This is a genomic window from Shewanella vesiculosa, assembly GCF_009994065.1.
GTDB classification, from domain to species: domain Bacteria; phylum Pseudomonadota; class Gammaproteobacteria; order Enterobacterales; family Shewanellaceae; genus Shewanella; species Shewanella vesiculosa.
This window is the reverse complement of the sequence record NZ_JAACSD010000010.1, coordinates 122,771-145,655: the sequence shown is the minus strand read 5'-3', so window position 1 is coordinate 145,655 and position 22,885 is coordinate 122,771. Positions and strand designations below refer to the sequence as shown.

General features: G+C 41.8%; 22 protein-coding genes. 11 read left to right on the top strand and 11 right to left on the bottom strand.

Annotated elements, in window-relative coordinates; all coding sequences use genetic code 11:
- The 5 genes from iscU to trmJ form a co-directional block, all read right to left on the bottom strand.
- Nucleotides 1–384 carry a Fe-S cluster assembly scaffold IscU gene (iscU, locus tag GW828_RS12180; protein ID WP_124016078.1) on the bottom strand — a complete coding sequence of 128 codons (384 nt, stop codon included), beginning with the start codon at nt 382–384 and terminating at the stop codon, nt 1–3.
- Between the two features lie 70 nt (nt 385–454).
- Nucleotides 455–1,669 (bottom strand): IscS subfamily cysteine desulfurase, encoded by a 1,215-nt coding sequence (locus GW828_RS12175; RefSeq protein ID WP_124016079.1) that lies wholly within the window; start codon nt 1,667–1,669, stop codon nt 455–457.
- A gap of 82 nt (nt 1,670–1,751) precedes the next feature.
- The gene (iscR, locus tag GW828_RS12170; RefSeq protein WP_011637879.1) at nt 1,752–2,213 is read right to left on the bottom strand and encodes a Fe-S cluster assembly transcriptional regulator IscR; all 462 of its coding nucleotides are present in this window, start codon (nt 2,211–2,213) and stop codon (nt 1,752–1,754) included.
- Nucleotides 2,214–2,444: 231 nt separating this feature from the next.
- Entirely contained in the window at nt 2,445–3,266 is an 822-nt protein-coding gene (gene cysE / locus GW828_RS12165) for a serine O-acetyltransferase (protein WP_124016080.1), read from the bottom strand.
- A gap of 18 nt (nt 3,267–3,284) precedes the next feature.
- Nucleotides 3,285–4,007, bottom strand: a complete 723-nt coding sequence (gene trmJ, locus GW828_RS12160; protein WP_182699009.1) for a tRNA (cytosine(32)/uridine(32)-2'-O)-methyltransferase TrmJ — start codon at nt 4,005–4,007, stop codon at nt 3,285–3,287.
- Between the two features lie 150 nt (nt 4,008–4,157).
- Between trmJ and suhB the strand changes: the two genes are divergently transcribed.
- The 9 genes from suhB (at nt 4,158) to GW828_RS12115 (ending at nt 12,231) form a co-directional block, all read left to right on the top strand.
- Nucleotides 4,158–4,961: an inositol-1-monophosphatase gene (gene suhB, locus GW828_RS12155; protein WP_273059054.1), complete on the top strand. Its 804-nt coding sequence runs from the start codon at nt 4,158–4,160 to the stop codon at nt 4,959–4,961.
- A gap of 418 nt (nt 4,962–5,379) precedes the next feature.
- On the top strand, nt 5,380–5,784 hold the full coding sequence (locus GW828_RS12150; RefSeq protein ID WP_124016083.1) for a phosphate-starvation-inducible protein PsiE: 405 nt from the start codon (nt 5,380–5,382) through the stop codon (nt 5,782–5,784).
- A gap of 258 nt (nt 5,785–6,042) precedes the next feature.
- A complete protein-coding gene (locus GW828_RS12145) occupies nt 6,043–6,345 on the top strand; it encodes a PilZ domain-containing protein (RefSeq protein ID WP_273059056.1) in 303 nt (100 codons plus the stop codon).
- A gap of 101 nt (nt 6,346–6,446) precedes the next feature.
- Nucleotides 6,447–7,115 (top strand): AAA family ATPase, encoded by a 669-nt coding sequence (locus GW828_RS12140; protein WP_124016085.1) that lies wholly within the window; start codon nt 6,447–6,449, stop codon nt 7,113–7,115.
- Nucleotides 7,102–7,446, top strand: a complete 345-nt coding sequence (locus GW828_RS12135) for a replication protein RepA (protein ID WP_124016086.1) — start codon at nt 7,102–7,104, stop codon at nt 7,444–7,446. The genes GW828_RS12140 and GW828_RS12135 overlap by 14 nt, the downstream gene beginning before the upstream one ends.
- 258 nt (nt 7,447–7,704) lie before the next feature.
- On the top strand, nt 7,705–9,381 hold the full coding sequence (locus GW828_RS12130; RefSeq protein WP_273059058.1) for a sensor histidine kinase: 1,677 nt from the start codon (nt 7,705–7,707) through the stop codon (nt 9,379–9,381).
- On the top strand, nt 9,378–10,088 hold the full coding sequence (gene btsR / locus GW828_RS12125) for a two-component system response regulator BtsR (RefSeq protein WP_182757102.1): 711 nt from the start codon (nt 9,378–9,380) through the stop codon (nt 10,086–10,088). The genes GW828_RS12130 and btsR overlap by 4 nt, the downstream gene beginning before the upstream one ends.
- Before the next feature lie 171 nt (nt 10,089–10,259).
- Nucleotides 10,260–11,720 (top strand): carbon starvation CstA family protein, encoded by a 1,461-nt coding sequence (locus tag GW828_RS12120; RefSeq protein WP_124016089.1) that lies wholly within the window; start codon nt 10,260–10,262, stop codon nt 11,718–11,720.
- Between the two features lie 109 nt (nt 11,721–11,829).
- Nucleotides 11,830–12,231 (top strand): VF530 family protein, encoded by a 402-nt coding sequence (locus tag GW828_RS12115; RefSeq protein WP_182742138.1) that lies wholly within the window; start codon nt 11,830–11,832, stop codon nt 12,229–12,231.
- 28 nt (nt 12,232–12,259) lie between these two features.
- Here GW828_RS12115 and GW828_RS12110 read toward each other — a convergent pair whose 3' ends face one another.
- The 3 genes from GW828_RS12110 to GW828_RS12100 are packed head-to-tail and all read right to left on the bottom strand — an operon-like array spanning nt 12,260 to nt 14,216.
- Complete coding sequence (locus GW828_RS12110) at nt 12,260–13,192, bottom strand: hypothetical protein (RefSeq protein WP_273059061.1); 933 nt, start codon at nt 13,190–13,192, stop codon at nt 12,260–12,262.
- A 21-nt stretch (nt 13,193–13,213) separates the two neighbouring features.
- Nucleotides 13,214–13,822 carry a GTP cyclohydrolase II gene (gene ribA / locus GW828_RS12105; protein ID WP_124016092.1) on the bottom strand — a complete coding sequence of 203 codons (609 nt, stop codon included), beginning with the start codon at nt 13,820–13,822 and terminating at the stop codon, nt 13,214–13,216.
- Between the two features lie 37 nt (nt 13,823–13,859).
- Complete coding sequence (locus GW828_RS12100) at nt 13,860–14,216, bottom strand: YibL family ribosome-associated protein (RefSeq protein ID WP_124016093.1); 357 nt, start codon at nt 14,214–14,216, stop codon at nt 13,860–13,862.
- Between the two features lie 444 nt (nt 14,217–14,660).
- Between GW828_RS12100 and GW828_RS12095 the strand changes: the two genes are divergently transcribed.
- The gene (locus GW828_RS12095; protein ID WP_273059064.1) at nt 14,661–17,138 is read left to right on the top strand and encodes a TonB-dependent receptor; all 2,478 of its coding nucleotides are present in this window, start codon (nt 14,661–14,663) and stop codon (nt 17,136–17,138) included.
- A 206-nt stretch (nt 17,139–17,344) separates the two neighbouring features.
- Nucleotides 17,345–18,598 (top strand): NADH:flavin oxidoreductase/NADH oxidase family protein, encoded by a 1,254-nt coding sequence (locus GW828_RS12090; RefSeq protein ID WP_273059066.1) that lies wholly within the window; start codon nt 17,345–17,347, stop codon nt 18,596–18,598.
- Between the two features lie 79 nt (nt 18,599–18,677).
- Here the strand turns inward: GW828_RS12090 and nrdG are convergent, their stop codons facing one another.
- The 3 genes from nrdG to rssA all read right to left on the bottom strand — a co-directional run bounded on the left by nrdG (nt 18,678) and on the right by rssA (nt 22,811).
- A complete protein-coding gene (gene nrdG, locus GW828_RS12085; protein WP_124016096.1) occupies nt 18,678–19,145 on the bottom strand; it encodes an anaerobic ribonucleoside-triphosphate reductase-activating protein in 468 nt (155 codons plus the stop codon).
- Nucleotides 19,145–21,262, bottom strand: coding sequence for an anaerobic ribonucleoside-triphosphate reductase (nrdD, locus tag GW828_RS12080; protein WP_182699000.1), 2,118 nt, complete (start codon nt 21,260–21,262; stop codon nt 19,145–19,147). Before nrdD ends, nrdG begins: the two co-directional genes overlap by 1 nt.
- Nucleotides 21,263–21,872: 610 nt before the next feature.
- Nucleotides 21,873–22,811, bottom strand: coding sequence for a patatin-like phospholipase RssA (rssA, locus tag GW828_RS12075; RefSeq protein ID WP_124016098.1), 939 nt, complete (start codon nt 22,809–22,811; stop codon nt 21,873–21,875).
- Nucleotides 22,812–22,885 lie beyond the last annotated feature (74 nt).

Below are 22,885 nucleotides of genomic sequence, written 5' to 3'. Positions count from 1 at the left end.
TTACTTAGCTTGTCTGCTTTTATACTCTTCAATCGCTGCTTTAATGGCGTCTTCAGCCAAAATAGAGCAATGAATTTTAACTGGCGGTAGTGCTAGTTCTTCAGCAATGTCAGCATTTTTAATGGTCGCTGCTTCATCAACACTCTTGCCTTTAACCCATTCAGTCACTAATGAGCTTGATGCAATTGCGCTGCCGCAACCATAAGTCTTGAATTTTGCATCTTCAATAATGCCATCAGCATTAATTTTAAGTTGCAACTTCATTACGTCACCACATGCTGGTGCACCAACCATACCGGTAACAATTGATGGGTCGTTCTTATCAAATGAACCTACGTTACGTGGGTTTTCATAATGATCGATTACTTTTTCGCTATAAGCCATGATACTGCTCCAAAATCTGTGTCGTTATCAGTTTACGAATAATGGTATTACACTTATTTAACCATCTAAATTAGTGATGTGCCCATTGAACTTGATCCAAATCGATACCATCTTTGAACATCTCCCATAATGGAGACATTTCGCGTAACTTATCGATAGATTCAGTTATCGTTTTGATAGCATGGTCAATTTCTTCATCGGTAGTAAAACGGCCGATTGAGAAACGAATTGAGCTGTGTGCCATTTCATCATTTAAACCCAATGCACGTAATACGTAGCTTGGCTCTAAACTTGCTGAAGTACAGGCTGAACCAGAAGAAACCGCTAAGTCTTTTAAGGCCATCATTAACGATTCACCTTCAACAAAGTTGAAGCTCACGTTAAAAATACCACTGTAGCGTTGTTCCATATCACCATTGATATAGGTTTCTTCTATATGTTTAATACCGTTCCATAACTTATCGCGAAGGCGAGTAATACGCTCGCTATCAGCAGCCATGTCTTGTTTGGCAATCACAGCAGCTTCACCTAAACCAACGATTTGATGAGTTGCTAATGTGCCACTGCGCATTCCGCGCTCGTGTCCACCACCGTGCATTTGCGATTCAAGACGAATACGTGGCTTACGGCGAACATATAATGCGCCGATACCTTTTGGTCCATACATTTTATGGCCAGAAATCGAAATCAAATCAACTTTAGTGGTTTGCACATCAATCGGTAATTTACCCGCACTTTGGGCAGCATCCATATGGAAGAAAATACCCTTTGCGCGGCATAACTCACCAATGGCATCGATATCGTGAATCACACCAATTTCGTTGTTCACGTGCATAATGCTGACTAAAATAGTGTCATCGCGCATCGCCGCTTCTAAGCGTTCCATTGGGATGATGCCATTATCATCAGGAACCATATAAGTGACTTCGTAACCTTCACGCTCTAACTGACGGCACGTGTCTAACGTAGCTTTATGTTCAGTTTTGCTGGTAATGATGTGCTTGCCCTTTTTGTGATAAAAATGGGCAATACCTTTAATTGCAAGGTTACTTGATTCTGTCGCACCTGAGGTAAATACAATCTCACGGTGATCAGCGTTGATTAAATCAGCAACTTGATTACGGGCGATATCAACCGCCTCTTCAGCTTGCCAACCATAACGGTGTGAACGCGATGCTGGATTACCAAATACGCCGTCCATCGTCATGTGTTGCATCATTTTTTCAGCAACACGCTTGTCTACAGGCGTTGTTGCGGCATAATCTAAATAGATAGGAAGCTTCATAATACACTCCGTACTCAGCAGTCTCAGATGAGGCTACATACAACGTACAAATAATAATGATATATCAATCAACATAGTTGAGTTATAGACTCACTCTATGTTCCTTTTGTATCTCATCTTGCTTTAACGAAATAAATCTTACATCTCGCTTTTGCATCAAACCTGCAAGAGAAATACCATCTAAAAAATCTGAAATTTGTTTACTTAAGTCACCCCATAAAGAATGGGTTAGGCAACGAGTACCACTTTGGCAGTTACCTTTTCCTTGACAACGGGTGGCGTCTACAGATTCGTCAACAGCATGCACGACCATGCCAACTGAGATATCTACGGCTTCTAAACCTAAACGGTAACCACCACCGGGTCCGCGGACACTCGACACTAAACCATGTTTACGTAACTTAGCGAAGAGTTGTTCAAGATAAGACAAAGAAATTCCTTGTCTTTCAGAAATATCAGCTAAAGGCACAGGACCAGTAGCAGAGTGAATCGCAACATCCAGCATAGCTGTCACTGCATAGCGACCTTTTGATGTAAGTTTCATAACTTGTACTGCTCCCAAAAAGTATGCAGTAATTTCAACATACCCGAGTAATTTAGTCAAGTATTAATCCTACTAAATCACTCAAGTATTATGATGTTGTTTGACTATAAACGATCCCAATTTCGCCGCGGGTATTTAACCTTTTTATCTTGTAAGATTCAATGCCGACAAGGCAATTAATCGCATTATTAACTGATTATTTGACTTGAATCGACAATGACTTATTGAATTTTAAATACTCGGGTCGAACTTATCAATGTCTTGTTTACGAATGGTCGCGGCTTCTCGCGATGCCTCATCAAATGCATCCACATTTAACTCTGGCAACTTTTTAGTACAAACTTCACCACCCATTTGCTGAATGGCATTACACAGTTCTTGTACTTTCGAGTCCATTAAATGCATGTGATCAAGCATTTGTCCTATGGCATTAGCCACAGGATCAGGATTATCTGGTGACACAGCGTACGCATCAAAGCCATACTTTTTAGCCATCTCAGTGCGACGTTCAGTTTTTTCTTTTGACTGGTTGGTCGGCGAAGACACCACACGCCCAGGAATGCCCACCACAGTGTGATCGCTGGCGACATCCTTAACCACCACAGAATTAGAGCCAACACGTGCACCATCGTGCATTGTGATAGGTCCAAGTACTTTGGCCCCAGCCCCAATCACCACATTATTGCCTAAAGTGGGATGACGTTTACCTGGCTGCCAGGTTGTTCCGCCCAAAGTAACACTATGATACAGCGTGCAATCATCACCAATTTCGGCAGTTTCACCTATTACAACGCCCATACCGTGGTCAATAAAGAAACGTCGGCCAATCGTCGCACCTGGATGAATTTCAACACCGGTGAGCCAGCGAGAAAATGTCGATAAACAACGGGCTGTGAAACGCCAGTTCGCTAGCCACAGTTTATGACTAATACGGTGGATCCAAATAGCATGCATACCCGGGTAATTAAATATTATCTCTATGGTACTGTTTGCAGCAGGATCACGATGATAAATCGATTCGATGTCTTCTTTTAACCTAGCGATGATGGCCATGGTGTGTTCCTTTACTGCTTAATCTTGTTTATCCATTTTCTTATCAATGGAAGTCAAAATGCCACGAAGAATATTCATCTCAGGTGCTTCAATACGGGCACGAGTGTATAAACGACGCAATTTAGTCATGACTTGTCCAGGATGATTTTTAATCACAAAACCAGTTTTAGACAAGGTCGACTCTAAATGAACAAAAAAGCGTTCAAGTTCAGATGTTAATGGGTATTCTTCTGTGACAACTGGCGTTGCTGTTTGCGCTAAATGCGCAACGCGAGTTTCATAACAAATAATTTGTACTGCTTGAGCCAAGTTTAGCGAGCTGTATTCTGGGTTTGCCGGAATCGCCACATGATAAGTACATTGCTGTAATTCTTCATTACTCAGGCCATGATTTTCACGACCAAAGACAATAGCAACCGGACCATTTAGGCTTTCTTGAGTTAACTTTAAACCCGCTTCTCGAGGGTCAAGCATGGGCCAATCAAGGGTACGACTGCGAGCACTCGTTGCTATCACTAAACTACAATCGGCAATGGCCTCTTCTAATGAATCAACACGAGTTAGATTTTTTAGAATATCAGATGCACCTGCAGCAAGTGCTATCGATTGCCCATCAGGCTCCGCTCTTGGCTCGGCGAGATATAAATTTGATAAGCCCATGGTTTTCATCGCTCTAGCTGTAGAGCCAATATTACCAGGGTGTGAGGTACCAACTAAAACAACACGAATATTACTGAGCATGTAGCACTTTCTTTTAGCAAAAAATATTGCCCGTATATTAACACAATCGTTAAAAATTACGTTATATGAAAATCTGCATTTGATATAACGGCTAAATTAAGTATAATGCGGGCGCTATTTTACTCGTTCTTTAACATCCAGGGGATTGCAATGCATCCGATGCTGACTATTGCCACACGCGCTGCACGCGCTGCTGGCCAAACTATTATGCGCGCCTATACTGAACTTGACCGTGTTGAGGTAAGCAGTAAAGGTATTAATGATTTTGTGACTAGTGTAGACAAGGAAGCAGAAGCAACTATTACTTATCAAATTCGTAAATCTTATCCAGACCACGCCATTATTGGTGAAGAAAACGGTGAAAACCGTGGTACTGATAAAGACTACATTTGGATAGTTGATCCTTTGGATGGAACTAACAACTTCGTTCGTGGTATTCCTCATTTTGCGGTGTCTATCGCTCTTCAGTACAAAGGCAAAATTGAAGTTGCCGTTGTTTACGATCCTGTTCGTGAAGAATTATTTTCAGCTGTTCGCGGCAAAGGCGCTAAGGTTAACGACTTCCGCATGCGCGTAACTAACGTCAATGATTTAAGCAACACTATGATTGGCACAGGTTTTCCATTTAAAGCTCGTCAACACACAGAAAGCTACATGGCCATTTTAGGCGAAGTATTTTCATTGTGTGCCGATGTTCGTCGTGGCGGTTCAGCGGCATTAGATTTAGCTTACGTTGCAGCAGGCCGTTTAGATGGTTTCTTCGAAATTGGTTTAAAACCTTGGGATATCGCAGCAGGCGACTTAATTTGTCGTGAAGCCGGCGGTACAGTGACCGACTTTACGGGTGCACATAACTATATGACTTCAGGTAACATTGTGGCAGGTAGCCCAAAAGTAACCACTCAGATAGTCAAAATTATGCGTCCTCTACTGAATGAAGGTTTAAAGCGTTAATCGCTAACTAACTTTTATTGATAAAAAAACCGCTCAAGCCTCGCCTGAGCGGTTTTTTTATGCTTATAAAATGGCATGACTGTTAGCCACAATGGTACATAATCCGCTATTAAAAGCTCATTTTTCGATGACTTAGATATTCCCGCCATCAATAGCAAACCCATAACCAGTGCACTAAACCAAACAATCACTCAATAGGCCGGTATACAGCAAAGAAGCCTTGCCGGTAAGCTAATCGCCATCACTAACAATGCGCGTTTAACCTATGTAATAACAATGCAAACGATGTCGTGTTGTTCATTCAATTAAACATCGATTGAACAAGTCACAGCTTATCTCACAAAATCGATCGAGATCACTGGGAAAATACCCTGAAGTCGTCAATAATAGTATTTTGATTTTATTGATGAAGATGAGTATGCCGTTACTGCGAAAAGTAGGATTAAAAACCTTAAAAAATATCGAACATCTAGTGTTATTAATTATCGCTATGGCGACAGTATTTGCTATTGGCGAAGAAATTCTTCATATGATCGTCATTCAGACTGTCGAATTAGCCGATTTACTCTTACTATTTATCTATCTTGAAGTATTGGCTATGGTCGTTAATTATATTGAATCAGGTAAGTTGCCTATTCGTATGCCGCTCTATATCGCGATTGTAGCATTGGCGCGATACTTAATTTTAGACATGAAAGCAATGGAAGATTGGCGTATTTTAGCCATTTCACTGTCGACTATTTTACTGGCAGGCACAGTAATTGTGATCCGTTGGGGTCAATTAAAAATGCCTTACCCTAAAAACCAAGACTACGATACTTAATCAACTTGGTGGTTCAGGTAGCCAATGCTAAGTCTTTTTATTGGCATTGGTTGCTAAATTTAGTTTTGCTTAACAAAGTCGTTATGCTAAAAATGAATACAATCAACTGAGTTAATGCTAAAGATAAAACCCTAAACGAACATCTTAGAAAAGAATGCTATAACTTTACCAATTAATTGAAATAAGTCGTGTAAATAAAATCAACATCAAATTGCAGAAAAACATACATAAAGACTCATCATTTCAAGGAGAAACAGAATGGGGCAAGAGCCAACCGGATTCGAAGAAAAACGCAGTTCTTTACGTGTAGATATGGAAGCAGAGCGGATCCGCCTAGATTGGATCAATTCACAAGGTGAATCATGCACAGATCATGCTATTTGTATTGATCTGGCCCGAAAAGGCGTGTTAATCGACTTTAAGGCTGCTTTTAAAATTGGGGATTTGATCGCCTTAACATTTAATGAAAAGACTGATAAACAAAATACCATTAAAGGCCAAGTTTGCCGTAGTTCCGAATGTTCAGTAAATAGTTACCATATTGCTTTACAGCTAATTTAGTTGATTATTTTTATGCAGCTCTCAATGGCTACTCTATAATCAAGTTACATACCTAGCGAAACTTTCGGTGCAACAAGGCGCCTATCATCAAGGATCACAACATGATATTGCTCGTTGGCGGTGAAAAAGGTGGCAGTGGTAAAAGCTGTTTAGCACAGAACATTGCTGTATATATTAGCCAAAAGCACGATGCGAATGTGCTCATGGTTGACTGCGATCCGCAACGTACCACGTCAGACTGGATCCAAGCTCGTAATAATGACCCCAGCCTAAAAGCGATTAATTGCATCCAGCTTTATGGCAAAATTCGTAATGACTTACTGAGTTTAAATGAACGATTTGACTACGTGATTGTCGATTGTGGTGGCCAAGATAACCTTGCAATGCGCGCCGCGATGTCGGTAGCCACCTATGTTGTTATCCCACTTCGTCCCAAACGTCGCGATCTTAAAACCTTACCTCACATGGAAGACATGCTCAGTACTTGTAAAATGGTTAATCCCAAGATGATTGCTGCCATTGTGATAACACAGTGCCCTGCTCTGCCATCTCAAGGTAAGCGTATTTTAGAAGCGAAAGAAGTGGTTGAGTCTTTTGGTTTACGCGCCCTTAATTCGGTCACATTTAGCCGTAATATCTATGATGATAGTGAAGAAAGCGGCTCTTCTGTGTTGGAAATCGAACCTAGCGGTAAAGCGGCTGATGAAATTCGTGCTATTGCTGATGAGCTTTTTGCCATACCACCAGAAAATAGTTATGAGTTTAACTGATCTTAAGCGCAAGAAACCCAAAGATACCCGAGTCAAGGTATCTGTAGATGACTTTATTGAGGATGCTAATAAATATGCATTAGGTCTTGACGCGTCCCATGGCCAAAGCAATATCGCCTCAAACACGCAAGAGTTCTTAAGAGGGCTAGATAAAAAAAGCACTAAAATTTATCGCCATGCCACATTTACATTAACTGAAAAAAGTATTTCGCAATTAGACGAAATAGCGAAAGTCAGTAAAGTGGCTAAATCAAAAATACTCAGAATACTCATTGATGAGTTTTATCAACAAAGCAGCACTGAGCAAACAAATTTACTCGCCAGAAAGTAATCATTAACATAAGAGTATTCACTTAACCTCAACGGGTTAATTATTAGGTTCACGGCTCTATTGTCAGATTAGGCAGGTGATATTTGGCGACATAAGTCAGGATATAATATTGAACACTTATGTTCATCACCCTAATGGTAAATCAATATTAAGATGTCAGTAATCAATAACTAATTACTGATGGCGCCTAAGCAAAATAATAAGCCAGGTGTTAACAATCCAATTTGACTGCATTTAATTACATCCTAAAGAGATAATATGGCGTTAATAGTACTACTAACACAGCAAATGTGTGTTTACTTAGTTATCGTTTACTTAGTCAGTAAAACGCCATTATTTAAATTCTTTGCCGAAACATCGAAACGATTACCTCACAAAATCTTCATCTACTTAGTGTTCTCAAGCTTTTGTATTATGGCAACTTACTTTGGAGAACAAACCTCAGGAGCAATAGCCAATACTCGTGCAATGGGCGCGGTATTAGGCGGATTATTGGGTGGTCCAATTACCGGGCTTTTGGTTGGCTTAACCGGAGGCATACACCGTTATTCTATGGGTGGATTTACCGATGTTGCTTGTGCAATATCGACTACGTTAGAAGGTTTATCTGCAGGAATGATCAGCTATTACTTCAAAAAAGCCGGCAAGTCTGAAATGGCTTATCAGCCAATGGTGGTATTTGGAGTGACATTTATGGCTGAAATTATGCAGATGTCGATTATTGTATTAATCGCCAAACCCTTTGATCAAGCGTGGGAGTTAGTTAAGCTCATCGCTCCGCCAATGTTATTGATTAATTCCCTTGGTGCTGCCATGTTTATGAGTATTGTTCGCGACCAAAAAGCGATGTTCGATAAACTCTCGTCCAGTTTTTCAACCAAAGCCCTCAAAATTGCCGAGCGCAGTGTCGGATTGCTGTCAAAGGGCTTTAATTTAGAGTCGAGCAAACAAGTTGCGCAAATCGTCATAGAAGAAACCCAAGTTGGTGCGGTAGCCATTACAGACAGGAATAAATTACTCGCCTTTATTGGTATTGGCGCTGACCACCATATTCCTAATACACCCATTTCATCTCAAATCACTCTCGAGGCCATTGCACAAAATAGTGTCATGTTTGCCGATGGCGTTGACACGCCTTATTCATGTTCTCTATCCGCAAACTGCAGCTTAGGCTCAAGCTTAGTGATCCCGCTGCGCAGTAATGACGAAGTCATTGGCACGATTAAATTGTATGAGCCGAAAAACAAGCTGTTTTTAAACATTAATCGCACCTTAGGCGAAGGAATTGCCAGATTACTATCTAACCAAATACTTTATGGGCGCTTTGAACAGCAAAAAAGTTTACTCATGCAAGCAGAGATAAAGTTGTTACAAGCCCAAGTGAATCCTCACTTCTTATTTAATGCTCTCAACACAATTAGTGCGATTATTAAGCGTGACCCGCAAATGTCTAAACAGTTATTGCAGCAATTATCGCAATTTTTACGCATTAACCTAACCCGAACAACAGGGCTAGTCACCATGGCTGATGAACTTGAACATATAGACGCTTATTTGTCGATTGAACGTGCTCGCTTTATTGATAAGTTACAAGTGAGCATTGATATACCGAGTATTTATCATCACTTAAAAATGCCTGCATTTACCTTACAACCTTTAATTGAAAATGCAGTGAAACATGGTACATCGCGTATGCTTGAAGCCGGTGTTATTAATGTACAGGCGACAATTGATGGTGATGATCTTATGCTTAATGTCACGGATAACGCCGGTTTGTATCAACCATCGAACAACACCGACGGCTTAGGAATGAACTTAGTCCATAAGCGAATTCAAAATTTATTTGGCAGCCAATACGGTATTGAAGTTGAGTGTAAAGCAGATGAATTCACCCGTGTCAGTGTGCGTGTACCGTTAAAGGAAATTGACCAATGATCTCATGTCTAATCATTGATGATGAACCGTTTGCCCGCCAAGAAGTGGCCGATTTACTCGACAAACATCCTGATATAAGAGTGTTGGGGCAATGCAGTAATGCCATTGAAGCTCTACAGCAAATTAACCTTGTAAAACCTGATCTTATTTTTGTTGATATTCAAATGCCGCGGATCAATGGTATGGAGCTGCTTGCGATGCTCAATCCAGAGCAAATGCCACGAGCAGTATTTATTACCGCATTTGATGAATATGCGATAAAAGCATTCGATAACAATGCTTTCGATTACTTATTAAAACCCATCGATGAGAAACGCTTCAACCAAACCTTAGATAAAGTTAGAGCCAATATCGCGCCGCAACGGATGTCTCAGATATTACCGACGCAATTAGCTCATTTACCCTGCTACAGTGGTAATAAGCTCAAAGTTGTCGCAACCGCTGACGTTGAATTTATTGTTAGTGATATTGGCGGTATTCATGTGTGTTCAAATAAAGGTTTAAGCCATACTCAATTAACCCTAAAAGTCTTAGAGCAAAAAACCGCACTTTTTCGTTGTCATAAACAATACCTACTGGCACCGAGTGCAATTTCTGAAATTGAAATCACCGACAGCGGCGCAGAAGTCACTACCCATAGCGGTGCTAAAGTTCCTGTTTCACGCAGATATCTCAAAGAATTGAAACTGTTGCTTGGATTTCAATAGTATTTAGTTCAAAAGACATGTGATACAGGCCACATTTACTCTGCTGGTCAAACCGCTCACAGTGAATATTTACCGCTTACGCAAGACATTCAACCTGTCACAGAGTTCGCCCCAAATTGACCACCTTGATGCTTTAAAGTGGCCACACGATATAAATGGGGAGATATAAAAATGACTTGGTTTCTACTCTGTGTTGCTTTACTCATCGGCGGTTACTTTATTTACGGGACCTTTGTCGAAAAAGTATTCGGCATTAACACTCAAAGACAAACACCCGCTTTTACACAAACAGACGGCGTCGATTTCGTGCCAATGTCTAAAGGCAAAGTCTACTTAATTCAATTATTAAACATTGCTGGAGTCGGCCCAATTTTTGGCCCTATTCTCGGTGCACTATACGGCCCAGCAGCTATGCTGTGGATTGTATTTGGTTGTATTTTTGCTGGTGCCGTTCACGATTATTTTTCGGGGATGTTATCGGTACGCAATAACGGTCAATCGGTTCCTAACCTAGCGGGTAAATATTTAGGCAAAAGCGCTAAACACTTTATGAACTTTTTTGCCATTATCTTATTATTGTTAGTTGGAGTGGTGTTTATCTCTGCTCCTGCGGGCTTGTTGAGTAAACTAACTGGTTTAGATGTCACCATTTTTGTCGGTATTATTTTTGTCTATTACTTAGTTGCCACTATCGTTCCTATCGATAAAATCATTGGCCGCTTATATCCATTCTTCGGTGCATTACTGGTATTTATGTCACTGGGTCTTATCATAGCCCTAGCAGTGTCAAGCGAACATACCATGTTGCCAGGCTTTGTAATGGGCGACTTTTTTAGCAACCTAAACCCTAATGACATGCCGCTATGGCCTGCATTATTCATCACCATTGCTTGTGGAGCCGTATCGGGTTTCCATGCAACACAATCTCCATTAATGGCGCGCTGTGTTGAAAATGAGTCAAATGGTCGCTTTGTGTTCTTTGGTGCCATGATTGGTGAAGGTGTGATTGCGCTAATTTGGTGTGCTATTGCATTATCATTCTTTGGTGGTGTGGAAGGATTAAATGCCGGCATGGGTGGCAACCCCGCTAACGTGGTATACGAAGCATCTAATGGACTACTAGGCACATTTGGTGGTTTCTTGGCTATCTTGGGTGTGATTGTATTACCTATCACCTCAGGTGATACTGCATTTCGTTCAGCACGTCTAATCTTGGCTGAGTTCTTTAACATTAAACAAGTCGAGCTACCTAAGCGCTTACTGCTAGCATTACCATTATTTGCTGTTGGTGCAATGCTCACTCAAGTCGATTTTGGCATTATCTGGCGCTACTTTGGTGTTGCAAACCAAACCACTGCGGTATTGATGCTATGGACTGCAGCGGCTTACTTACTGCGCCATAATAAGTTTCATTGGATTTGTACTGTACCAGCGATGTTCATGACCTGTGTTGTCATTAGCTTTATGTTGAACTCATCAACATTAGGTGCGGGTTTACCAATGACAGTATCAACCATTGCAGGTTTAGTCACTACCGCAATTATTGCCGCAATGATTATTATTAATACTAAAGGTAAAGGCGATATAGATTCAGATGATGAAGAAAAAGTCGTATTCGTCAAAGAGCAATAATCGCTCATATTAAATAAAAACGGCAGCCTAGGCTGCCGTTTTTGTGTAGATATCTCTTTGGTTGCAATATAGGTATAATATCACCAAACTCAATTAGCTCGCACGGTCCATGACACAAGCAAACAACCCGCTTCACGGCATAAAACTAGAAACGATAGTGACTTCACTGGTTGAAAAATACGGCTGGGAAGAACTCGCATCGAGGATAAACATTCAGTGTTTCAAAGATAACCCGAGTGTAAAATCAACCTTGAAGTTTTTACGTAAAACGCCTTGGGCGCGCGACAAAGTTGAATACTTGTACCTTAAAGCTAACAAGCTGCCATTGCCGCCACCGAAAGAAGATAGTCGCGGAGCATTGACGACTAAACCTCGGCCATCAAAGGCAAAAGTAGCCTCAACGAGACCTGCAACCCACAAAGCGGCTACAGCAAAACCAAGCTCAAGCACAGCTGCAGAAAAGTCGACAACACCTGTCAATGTGGATATTTGGGGAACAAACTCAAATTAATGTATTAAGAGGTAACCATTGCAGGGGCTTATAACGGAAACTCAAAAATCAATCGCCACACTTTAAGCCCACCACCTACTTGATAACTTAATCCAAAATGCTCTATTTCAACACTGTCTAAACCTATTGCACTCAAGGTAATAGGTTTAGAAAAAGCCAACGTAGTACCAATTTCATAAGTATATGAGGTTAATACATTATCCCCAACCGGCGAGACAAATTTTAGCTTATCGAAATACCAATGTCCGGCAATAAAAAATCTCGGTTCAACCCGAGTATCCTGCCACTGCCAATCATAATTAACCCCAAAATCAATACCGCTTTTAAACACGGAATAGCCTTCTGTACTGTCATTTTGATTACTTTGATAACCCGCATAATAAATCCGATTGACCCATACTGGAGTGAATAAAGGCGCATCGAGCTTATAGAGTGCAGAAATGCCAGTTGAAAAAATGCCTACATGGCTGGAAGTTGAAAAATTATGCCCATAGCCTAAATCAACATAACTCTCTAAGGTTAACTTATCATCCACTCGCCAGTGATATTCAAGCCCAGGGGTTAACGTTATCGTACCAACACTTTTAGGAATGCTGCCTTGAGGTAAATCGTTAAATGAATAATCAAAAAAACCCAGCGATGCGGTAAAGCGAAGTTTAAGTAAATAATCGTCGGTTGAGTCAAGCACAAACCCCAAAGGAATATTGGCCACAGCAGCACTTTGGCCTGAGGTACGATAAATACCACTGCCTAAATAATTGGCAAACGCATAATGTGAAGCATCAGGTTCAGTGATTAATTGAGGGGATGTTGGTGAAGGTAATTCAGATCCATAGCTACCCATACTGCAAAAAAACAGAAGCGCTACCAAGATTAAGCGAAAAAATAGCGCTGCAAAGCGCGCAGAAGCAAATGATGATGACCCAATAAGCTGTGTGTTCTGCCCTTGTCTCATCATCATTTAAACTATTTCTGTGCCAAACTATTCATCGTGAAAATGATATTCCGACATCATATGACCTAGCTCAGTGGACTTGGTCTTTAAATATGATTCGTTGTAGCGATTTTTACCGACTTGCAACGGAATACGTTCCACTACTTCAATGCCCACATTTTGCATTGCCATCACTTTACGCGGATTATTGGTCATCAACTTCACTTTGGTCACCCCAATTTGGGTTAACATCGGTAAAATCATGTCGTATTTACGCATGTCGGCTTCAAAACCCAAACGCAAATTGGCTTCTACGGTATTAGCACCCGCATCTTGGAGCTCATAAGCACGAATTTTATTGAGTAAGCCAATCCCACGCCCTTCTTGACGTAAGTACAACAAAAAGCCTTGGCCTTTTTCAGCGATACTTTGCATGGCGGCTTGTAATTGAAAACCACAATCACAACGTAAACTAAATAATGCATCACCGGTTAAACATTCAGAATGAACACGACCTAGCATAGGTTGAGTGGGATCCAGTTGACCAAATGTCAACGCAACGTGTTCTTTACCAGTAGCAATTTCTTCGAAACCGTGCATGGCAAAAACACCCCAAGGTGTGGGTAACTTAGATGTTGCGATATATTTTATCGGCATGAATTAACCTTACGACAACTAACTGTAAAAGAAAATATTAGAACTTAGCAGGAGCAAAACCCGTGACTTCTTTTATGCCCATCTCACGGCCTAACGCCGTTAAAGGATGAACAACCACTAAGCCTTTAACCGATTTATTTAACTTACCCATATCAGCTTGTTCAGCTTTGGTTAAAGTGCGCTTAAAACCGAGCGCTTTTAGTGCTGTACCTTCTTGACTAAACTGACGCGTTTGTTGGCCTTTAATACTCGCGATTCGCTTAGTAACAGTGGCCACTTCTTTCTTAAACTGCAGGACAATCGTGGCGTCGCCACGTGCTTCAGCCGCAGCTAATTTGCGACGAAACTTGTCTAATTTATCATTCAATGTCTGCAGTTCTAGCTTTAAATTCATTTGATTACCTTAAGTGCTTTGGTGTGTTAGTGAATCGTTTACGTTTATACGTTTATCACAACACCGTTTCGGAGGCAGATTATATACCCAAAACCCCCTAAGATGCGAATAGGAAACGCTTCTTATAGACATGTACTGGTAAAGTTTTTCAACCTCGATACACAATTTAGCCAGTACTACCCTGCGAAAAACCAACGCTACTATTCCACTTTGTCCTGACCTTGTGAGCATAATTAATGATTTTTATGGTCTCGACTCACTAATTCCTCGCTGATGTAACACTTTAAAAGCTCCTCACCGCTGTCTAATTACCACTCATCTTGTTTAATTGTTCAGCAACCACATCTAGCAAAGCCGCTTTCTACAGCATTTCCGTCAAGCCACTATTGCAATACTTATGATAATCATTATCATTCGCATAAATATTAATAGAGGTCCCATGTTATGTCGCCACTGCGTTTATCACTACTTGCTATAGCTTGCCAAAGTGTATTGTTTCCCGTTTATGTTCATGCCCAAACACCTATTCCATCGCCAGAGATTATTGCACCAGCATCAAGTGATTCGAGCAGTGCATCAGACTCAGAACACTATGAGCGAATGACGGTTTACGGCAGACAAAATCAAGTAGTAATGAACTCAGGATTAGCGACTAAATCTGATATGTCGCTTATGGAAACGCCTGCAGCGGTAGTGATCGTTGATGAGACACTCATCGACTCACAAGGCATCACCAATATGCAGGATTTAGTGCGTAACATAAGTGGTGTAACCCAAGCCGGTAATAATTATGGTATTGGCGATAACATAGTCGTGCGAGGGTTAGGTGCAAACTACACTTACGATGGTATGTATGGCGGCGCAGGTTTAGGTAACACCTTTAATCCCACTCGTTCATTGACTAATGTGAGTTCTGTTGAAGTTCTCAAAGGTCCAGCAACAGGGCTTTATGGTATGGGCAGCGCGGGCGGTGTAATTAACCTTATTGAGAAAAAGCCTGAGTTTGTCAGCAAACAACTGTTTGAAGCCGAAGTAGGTCAATGGGATACCTACTCTCTTATGGCTGATTCTACAGGCGGTATAACTGACGATCTAGCCTACCGTTTAGTGGCCAAAACCGCCCATAGTACCGGTTATCGAGATCTAGGTACCGATCGCGATGAAATATATGGCTCGCTTAAATATGTGCTTAATGAAAATCAAAACATCATGCTATCAACGGCTTATATTAATGATGCCATTCCCGTCGACTCAATAGGCCATCCTATCCGCATCTATAATGCCGCCTCTGTCGAGGGCAAAACCGCAGGTGAAGTGAACTGGCAGGATTTGATCAATGATCCAACCAATAATGGCTTACAGCTAACCGATCAACAACGTCAACAATTAGCGGATTCATTAAGTGCAAACGATGGCTTAACACCTTATCAATTTGGCCATAATGGTCTTATTTCACCGATGGCGAAAGACAACAAGGGTGAAGAGTTACGCTTTAAACTCAGCCATAATGTGTACTTAACCGATAATTTGTTTTTAAATCAGCAGTTGCAACACCGTGATTACGAAACCAGCTTTGCACGTCAAACTGGGGCTTATAATTACGTTTATTGGCGACGAAATGGCGTTATTAATGCCGATCCCCGTGCGCCTTTAGTTGAGGATGGCACCTTATACCCTTTTGCCGCCCGTCGTCAGGAATATCGCAAAGTCTCGGCAGAAGAAAAGTCGTGGCAGTATTTTGCTGATTTGCGCTATGACTTCGATATCGGCAATATCAGTAACGAATTACTGATCAATGCTAACTTTGAAGACCGCGACATCCGCTTTAAACAATATTCGATTTACGATGCCGATTACACCTTGAAAGATGCCAATGGCAATCAATCCTATCAAGGAAGCTTGCCGTACATTTATGACATCCGTAACCCCAATTGGGGCGAGGGAGAGTTTGAAGAGTACGATCCGTTATTAACCAGTAATTATAATAAATCAGTAACGGCATGGGGGTTAGGTATACAACATGTGGGCTATTTAGGCGGCGGATTTACCAGCCGTATTGGGTTTGCTTTTAACGAAATAAAACAAACTTACCAACACTTAGGCGTTGATGCTCGTTACAGCAGTAGCCTTGCGGATCCACAACCAGAAGCAGACACCACAGATAACGGTATAACCTACAATTTAGGCCTAACCTATATGCCTACTGATGATATCTCTGTATTCATTAATCACTCTAAAGGTCGCACGACTTATAGTGTATTAGGTGATGTAAAAGGTAATGAAGCTGACCGTGATGATTCACAATCAATCAGTAATGATTTGGGTATTCGGATTAAAGCATTTGATGACCAATTACTGGCATCATTAGTATTGTTTAAAACCTCACGAACCAATGTAGCCTACAGCAATCCAGATTACGACAGTAGCGCAGTCACGCCTAACATTGACCCATACTTTTATAATGGTAGCGAAGACACCAAAGGGGTTGAATTAGATCTTAATGCATATTTAAGCGAACAGTGGAAAGTCAACGTTAACGCAGTTTACCAAGATGCCAGAGACAACCAAAACCCCAATAGTAATGATTATGGACAACGCCAAAAAGGCATACCTTATGTTACTGCAGGCGCTTGGGTAACTTATGCCGCAGCATTGGGCTTACCTGCGCCACTGTCATTAAGTTTAGGCGCTAAATATGTCGATGAACGCAGCACGCAGTCTAGCTCATTTGGCATACCTGACGGTTATGTCCCCAGTTATAGCGTCATCGACTCTGCTATTAGCTATGATGTTGAGCGTTATAAAATCCAACTGAACATTAATAACCTATTTAATCAAACGTATTTCGATAAGGCCATGTTCTTAGGGGGTCTTCCTGGCGAAGAGCGTAATGCGAAGTTAACCTTAACTTATCGTATTTAAAAACATATCAATCTGGATTTTGTTTGCTCGAAATCTAGATCTCAATTTAGCGCTAAATCTAACGCTAAATTGAGTAACGAGATGATGAAAGCACTGCCTGTGGCAGTGCTTTTTTTATCGCTATCTAATGAGCATAATTGACTATTTAGGCTACATGTAGGATAAACGAAGCATTAATTCAATAGCTTATCTTAGGATGTTATTTGATGGCTAATACCATTTTTAGTCCATACACCTTGACCAATGGTGCGATCATTGCCAATCGCTTAGTCAAAGCGGCAATGGAAGAGAATCTTGCCAACGTTCAGCAACAACCAGATCAAGCATTGTTCAACTTATACGATGCTTGGGCCAAGGGCGGTGTTGGATTAATAATTACCGGTAATGTGATGATTGACCCTTTAGCCATGACAGGCCCTGGTGGTGTGGTACTCACATCCAGCAGCGCACTTGAGCCGTTTATCCAATGGGCCAAAATAGCCAAGCAAAATAACGCCAGGGTGTGGATGCAAATTAATCATCCAGGCCGTCAGGTATTTAAAGCGATGGGGGGCAAAAATATTGCACCTTCAGCTGTCGCACTTGATTTAGGTAAACACTCATCGATGTTTTCTCAGCCTAAAGCAATGACAACCACTGACATTGATGATGTTATCCAACGCTTTGTCACGACCGCAAGCATGGCTCAACAAGCGGGTTTTGATGGTGTACAAGTTCATGCCGCACATGGTTATTTGTTAGCGCAGTTTTTATCACCGTTAACTAATCAGCGCGATGATGAATGGGGCGCAAGCTTAGAGAATCGAGCTAGGTTATTAATTGAAGTGGTCAAGCAAATTAGGCATAAATGTGGTGCAGATTTTGATATTGCGGTAAAGCTTAACTCAGCCGATTTTCAACGCGGTGGTTTTGATGTCGACGATGCCGAAAAAGTGATTAATATGCTCGCACCGCATCAAGTTGAAATGGTCGAGTTATCCGGCGGCAGCTATGAAGCCCCCGCAATGCAAGGTCGCAGCGCCGATGAGCGCACCTTAGCTCGAGAAGCTTACTTTTTACATTTAACCGCACAGTTAGTACTGCGTAGTCCGATTGCGTTGATGTTAACGGGAGGCATTTATCGCCTGCCTGTTGCGCAACAAGTCGTTGATGCCGGCTTTACCTTATGCGGCATTGCCAGCGCCCTTGCCTTTTATCCTGACTTAGCCAATATATGGCGCAGCAAACCTGAGTTCACCCCCACGATGCCCACAGTGAATTGGCAGAGCAAACCTTTAGCCGGGCTAGCGACTATGGCAGTCATTAAACGCCAGCTTCGCCGAATAAGCCAAGGCAAACACCCTCAAATTAATGACTCCCCCATATGGAGTTTATTGGTCGATCAATTTAACACCAGACAACGCACTAAACGTTATCGCTATGGTCTAGGTCTTTCTAATGATCAACATGTAAACGATTAGCCTCTTAAAAATTAACGTGCTAATAATGAACCCGCTAACCATTAAAGCGCTGGCATTAAACGACTAGTCTTAAAAAATGCTAGCGCTTAAAACGATAAATCTGCTGATTGCTGCTGCCACGCCATAATAACGCCGGATCGGCTTTATCTTGTTCAAACTTACCGTCGATGAGTACATCGACTAACGCCACCACAGCTTGCTGCTGTGGCGTGAGATTGGCTTGTTGATAACCAGTCCATAACCAAATGTCTTTATCGGGACATTCAGTATTTACCCTAGTCACTAATTGCAATACGGCTTCTAGATTAGCCGGATGCAGTGGGTCACCACCACTTAACGATAGGCCGCGCCGATAAATACGGCTGTCGGTTAAATCAGCAATAATCTGATCTTCTAACGCTTGGCTAAATACATGGCCAGCATCTACACGCCAAGTACTTTGGTTATAGCATCCCTTACAGGCATGTTCACAACCGCTAACAAATAAGCAGCAACGGGTACCTTCGCCGTTGATCACATCAACACTATGGTAAGCACTGTAATGCATTATAAATGCTTCACTCTGCGTTTAACTTCTTCTTGCTTACCAAAGTTAAACGGCCGCGCATCAGGACTGCCTAAATAACCACATACACGGCGAGTCACCGATACCCTACTAGGCTCATGGTTACCGCATTTAGGGCAGACAAAGCCCTTACTGGTACAATTGAACTCTCCAATGTAGCCGCAATCGTAACACTCATCTATCGGGGTGTTAGTGCCGTAATATGGCACCCTGCTGTAGCTGTAGTCCCAGACATTTTCCAGTGCTTCAATGTTGTTTTGCATGTTAGGAAATTCGCCGTAGCAAATAAACCCACCATTAGCGATGGCTGGATAAGGTTGTTCAAAATCAATTTTATCAAAAGGATTCACTTTCTTTTCAACATCTAAATGGAAACTATTAGTGTAATAGCCTTTGTCAGTCACCCCAGGTACTACACCGAACTGGGTGGTATCAAGTAGGCAAAAGCGACTACATAAATTTTCACTTGGGGTGCTATACAAACTAAAACCATAACCGGTTTCTTGCTTCCAAGATTCAGTGGCTTGTTTTAGATGATGAATAATGGCGACCGCTTTTTCACGTAGTTGCGCGTTATCAAACACATGCTCAGCATTGCCATATAAAGCATTAACCGTTTCGTGCAGGCCAATAAAGCCTAACGAAATTGACGCACGGCCATTTTTAAAAATGTCGCTAACATCATCATCGGCATTTAAGCGTACACCGCAAGCACCTTCCATGTATAAAATCGGCGCAACACGGGCTTTAACCCCGGTTAAGCGTGCAATCCGCGTATCTAACGCTTTGCGAGCAACTAACAAACGTTCATCGAGTAATTGATAAAAACGCTGCTCATCTTTACCCGCTTCTAACGCAATACGCGGTAAGTTAAGGCTAACCACACCTAAATTATTGCGACCTTCATGTACTTGTTGACCATCTTGTTCATAAACCCCCAAAAAGGAGCGACAACCCATGGGGGTTTTAAATGAACCAGTGACTTTAACCACCTGATCATAATTTAAAATATCTGGATACATACGCATAGTTGAGCAAGTTAAGGCCATCTTTTTGATGTCGTAATTGACGTCAGTAGCTTGATGATTGACGCCATCTTTAATGGCAAACACCAATTTAGGAAAGACGGCCGTTTTGCGGTTTTTACCTAAACCAGCCATGCGCACAGTTAACATCGACCGCTGAATTAAGCGAGACTCCCACGACACACCTAAACCAAAGCCAAAGGTCACAAACGGCGTTTGGCCATTGGCGGTATGCAAGGTGTTGACTTCATATTCCAACGACTGGAATGCATCATGACACTCTTTTTCGGTTTGCGTCATTGCATAACCTTCGACATCGGCTACTTGCCATTTGCGAGCCACAGCAAGGTGTTTTTGATAACTAATTTGCACAAACTCAGCCAACACTTCATCAATACGGTTAATGGTTGTACCGCCGTAAATATGGCTCGCCACTTGGGCAATAATTTGCGCAGTCACCGCCGTTGCTGTTGAGATGGATTTAGGCGGTTCAATTTCAGCATTACCCATTTTAAAACCATGAGTTAACATGCCAGCTAAATCAATTAGCATGCAGTTAAACATCGGGAAAAATGGTGCATAGTCGAGATCATGATAGTGAATTTCTCCTTTCTCATGAGCGCTAACCACATCTTTAGGTAACAAGTGAGTTTTAGCGTAATGCTTGGCAACAATCCCTGCGAGTAAGTCTCGTTGAGTTGGAATCACTTTGGCATCTTTATTGGCATTTTCGTTTAAAATGGCATTGTCTGATTGCTCAACCAAACCACGAATAGCGCAGTTTAATTTACTCTGAGTCTCACGATGAGTATCACGGTCGTGTCGATACTCAATATAGTGACGTGCCACCGACTTAAACGGTCCTGACATTAATAAGTTTTCAACTGCATCTTGTAGCTCGTGAATATCAACTTCGGTTTTGCAAGCCATTTGCTGCTCAACCGTTTGCGCTAACTGCAGCGCATATTGATGGTCAGCTTGACCTGCAGACTCCATTGCAGCCACAACAGCCTCTTTGATCCGACATCCATCAAATGCTGTCCGGCATCCATCCCTTTTCACGACTACAAGCATACAACCATCCTTACAAGCACTATATATAGAGCTTTAATTTACAAAAGACACAATATAGAGTGTATTAGATACATTAACGCTGAGTATTACTTTGATCCAGATCATAATTGTCGGCAGTACTTTTTATTGCAAATAACTTGCTATTCGCAATAGATATTGTAGGTGTGGAAAATGATTTTTATGACGGGAGATCGCATGGTAGAAAAAATTGAAAACAGCATCGCGATGTAAGATTTTGGCAAACAAGTTATCTCATAGGTAACCGTGTAGTTGTGGTTTTTAGCCGTTCAAAATGATGATTATTTCGATGACCTGGCATCAAATACAGCGTTAATGACAGTATCAACCGTATAAGTGACTTATTCATTACGACAAGATGAATAATCAGGACGAAAAGGCGCGACATGAGATTGAATAAGTCAAACTAATACAGATTGCGCCGATAACGCATCCCAGAATAAATAAGCGCCCTCTCCTTGATGCTGAACATCCATGTGATACCAATATCTGTACCACGATTAACAGGCACTACCTGATTAATCACCCATTAAGCACTTAGACGCGAACGGGTATATTGCCATCAATACACCAGTCCGACATCGCCTAAATGTTACTTTAAGGTTGCTTCAATTAAATGATGAATATCTTTAACTGCCTGCTCACCCGCTTCAATGGCCTCTTTGGCGCGATGAAACTCCATGGTGCCAATATCAGCCACATCGGGCACAATACAAATATCAGGTGGCTCGCCCATTAAACGCGAACGTTTATGGCGTTGTTCTAAAATATCCATGGATTGTGACATCACCGCCAACATACCAGGATGAGATTTTGAGCTGCCCATGGCCAGCTTATCGGTTAAGCCACTCATGTACTCTTTGCCTTTCCCCCATAAATCCATAAAGCCGGTTTCAAGCTCACGCTTTTGTTCAATAGGTTCTGACTTACTGGCTTTGCGGCTTTTTACTTGTTCTGGGATCAAATGCATTTGGCCTCGGCGATGAGCATTTAAATCTACCGCAATAACCACATCAACGCCCATCGAACGGGCTAATGAAACAGGAACCGGATTGACGACTGCACCATCGACAACCCATCGATTACCTTGCTGCACGGGTGGTAAAAATCCAGGCATCGAACATGAAGCACGCACGGCATGGCGCAAGTCACCCTCTTTAAACCAAATCTCTTGCCCAGAATATAAATCTGTCGCCACCGCAGCAAACGGGCGCTGCAATTGTTCAATATTAAGGTCACCAATACGGTTAGCTAAAACATCAAACACTTTCTCACCACTAATAAGTCCGCCTTTACGCCAGCCTAAATCCATTAGACCAAGTACATCCCAGCTTGAAAAGCCACTGACCCAAGTTTCAAGCTCAGCCAAATGATCATTGGCATAAGCTGCGCCGACTAACGCCCCCACCGAACAACCAGCCACTTTGTCTGGGTAAATGTCTAACTTGGCTAACCCATTCAATACCCCAATATGTGCCCAACCTTTAGCGGCTCCACTGCCTAGCGCTAATCCCACGGTGAGCTTTGTCATCTTTGTTCCTTCCATACTCTGTATTCATCTTTACCATAAAGCTCGGCTTAGTCGACCAATGACCTCGTCGAACT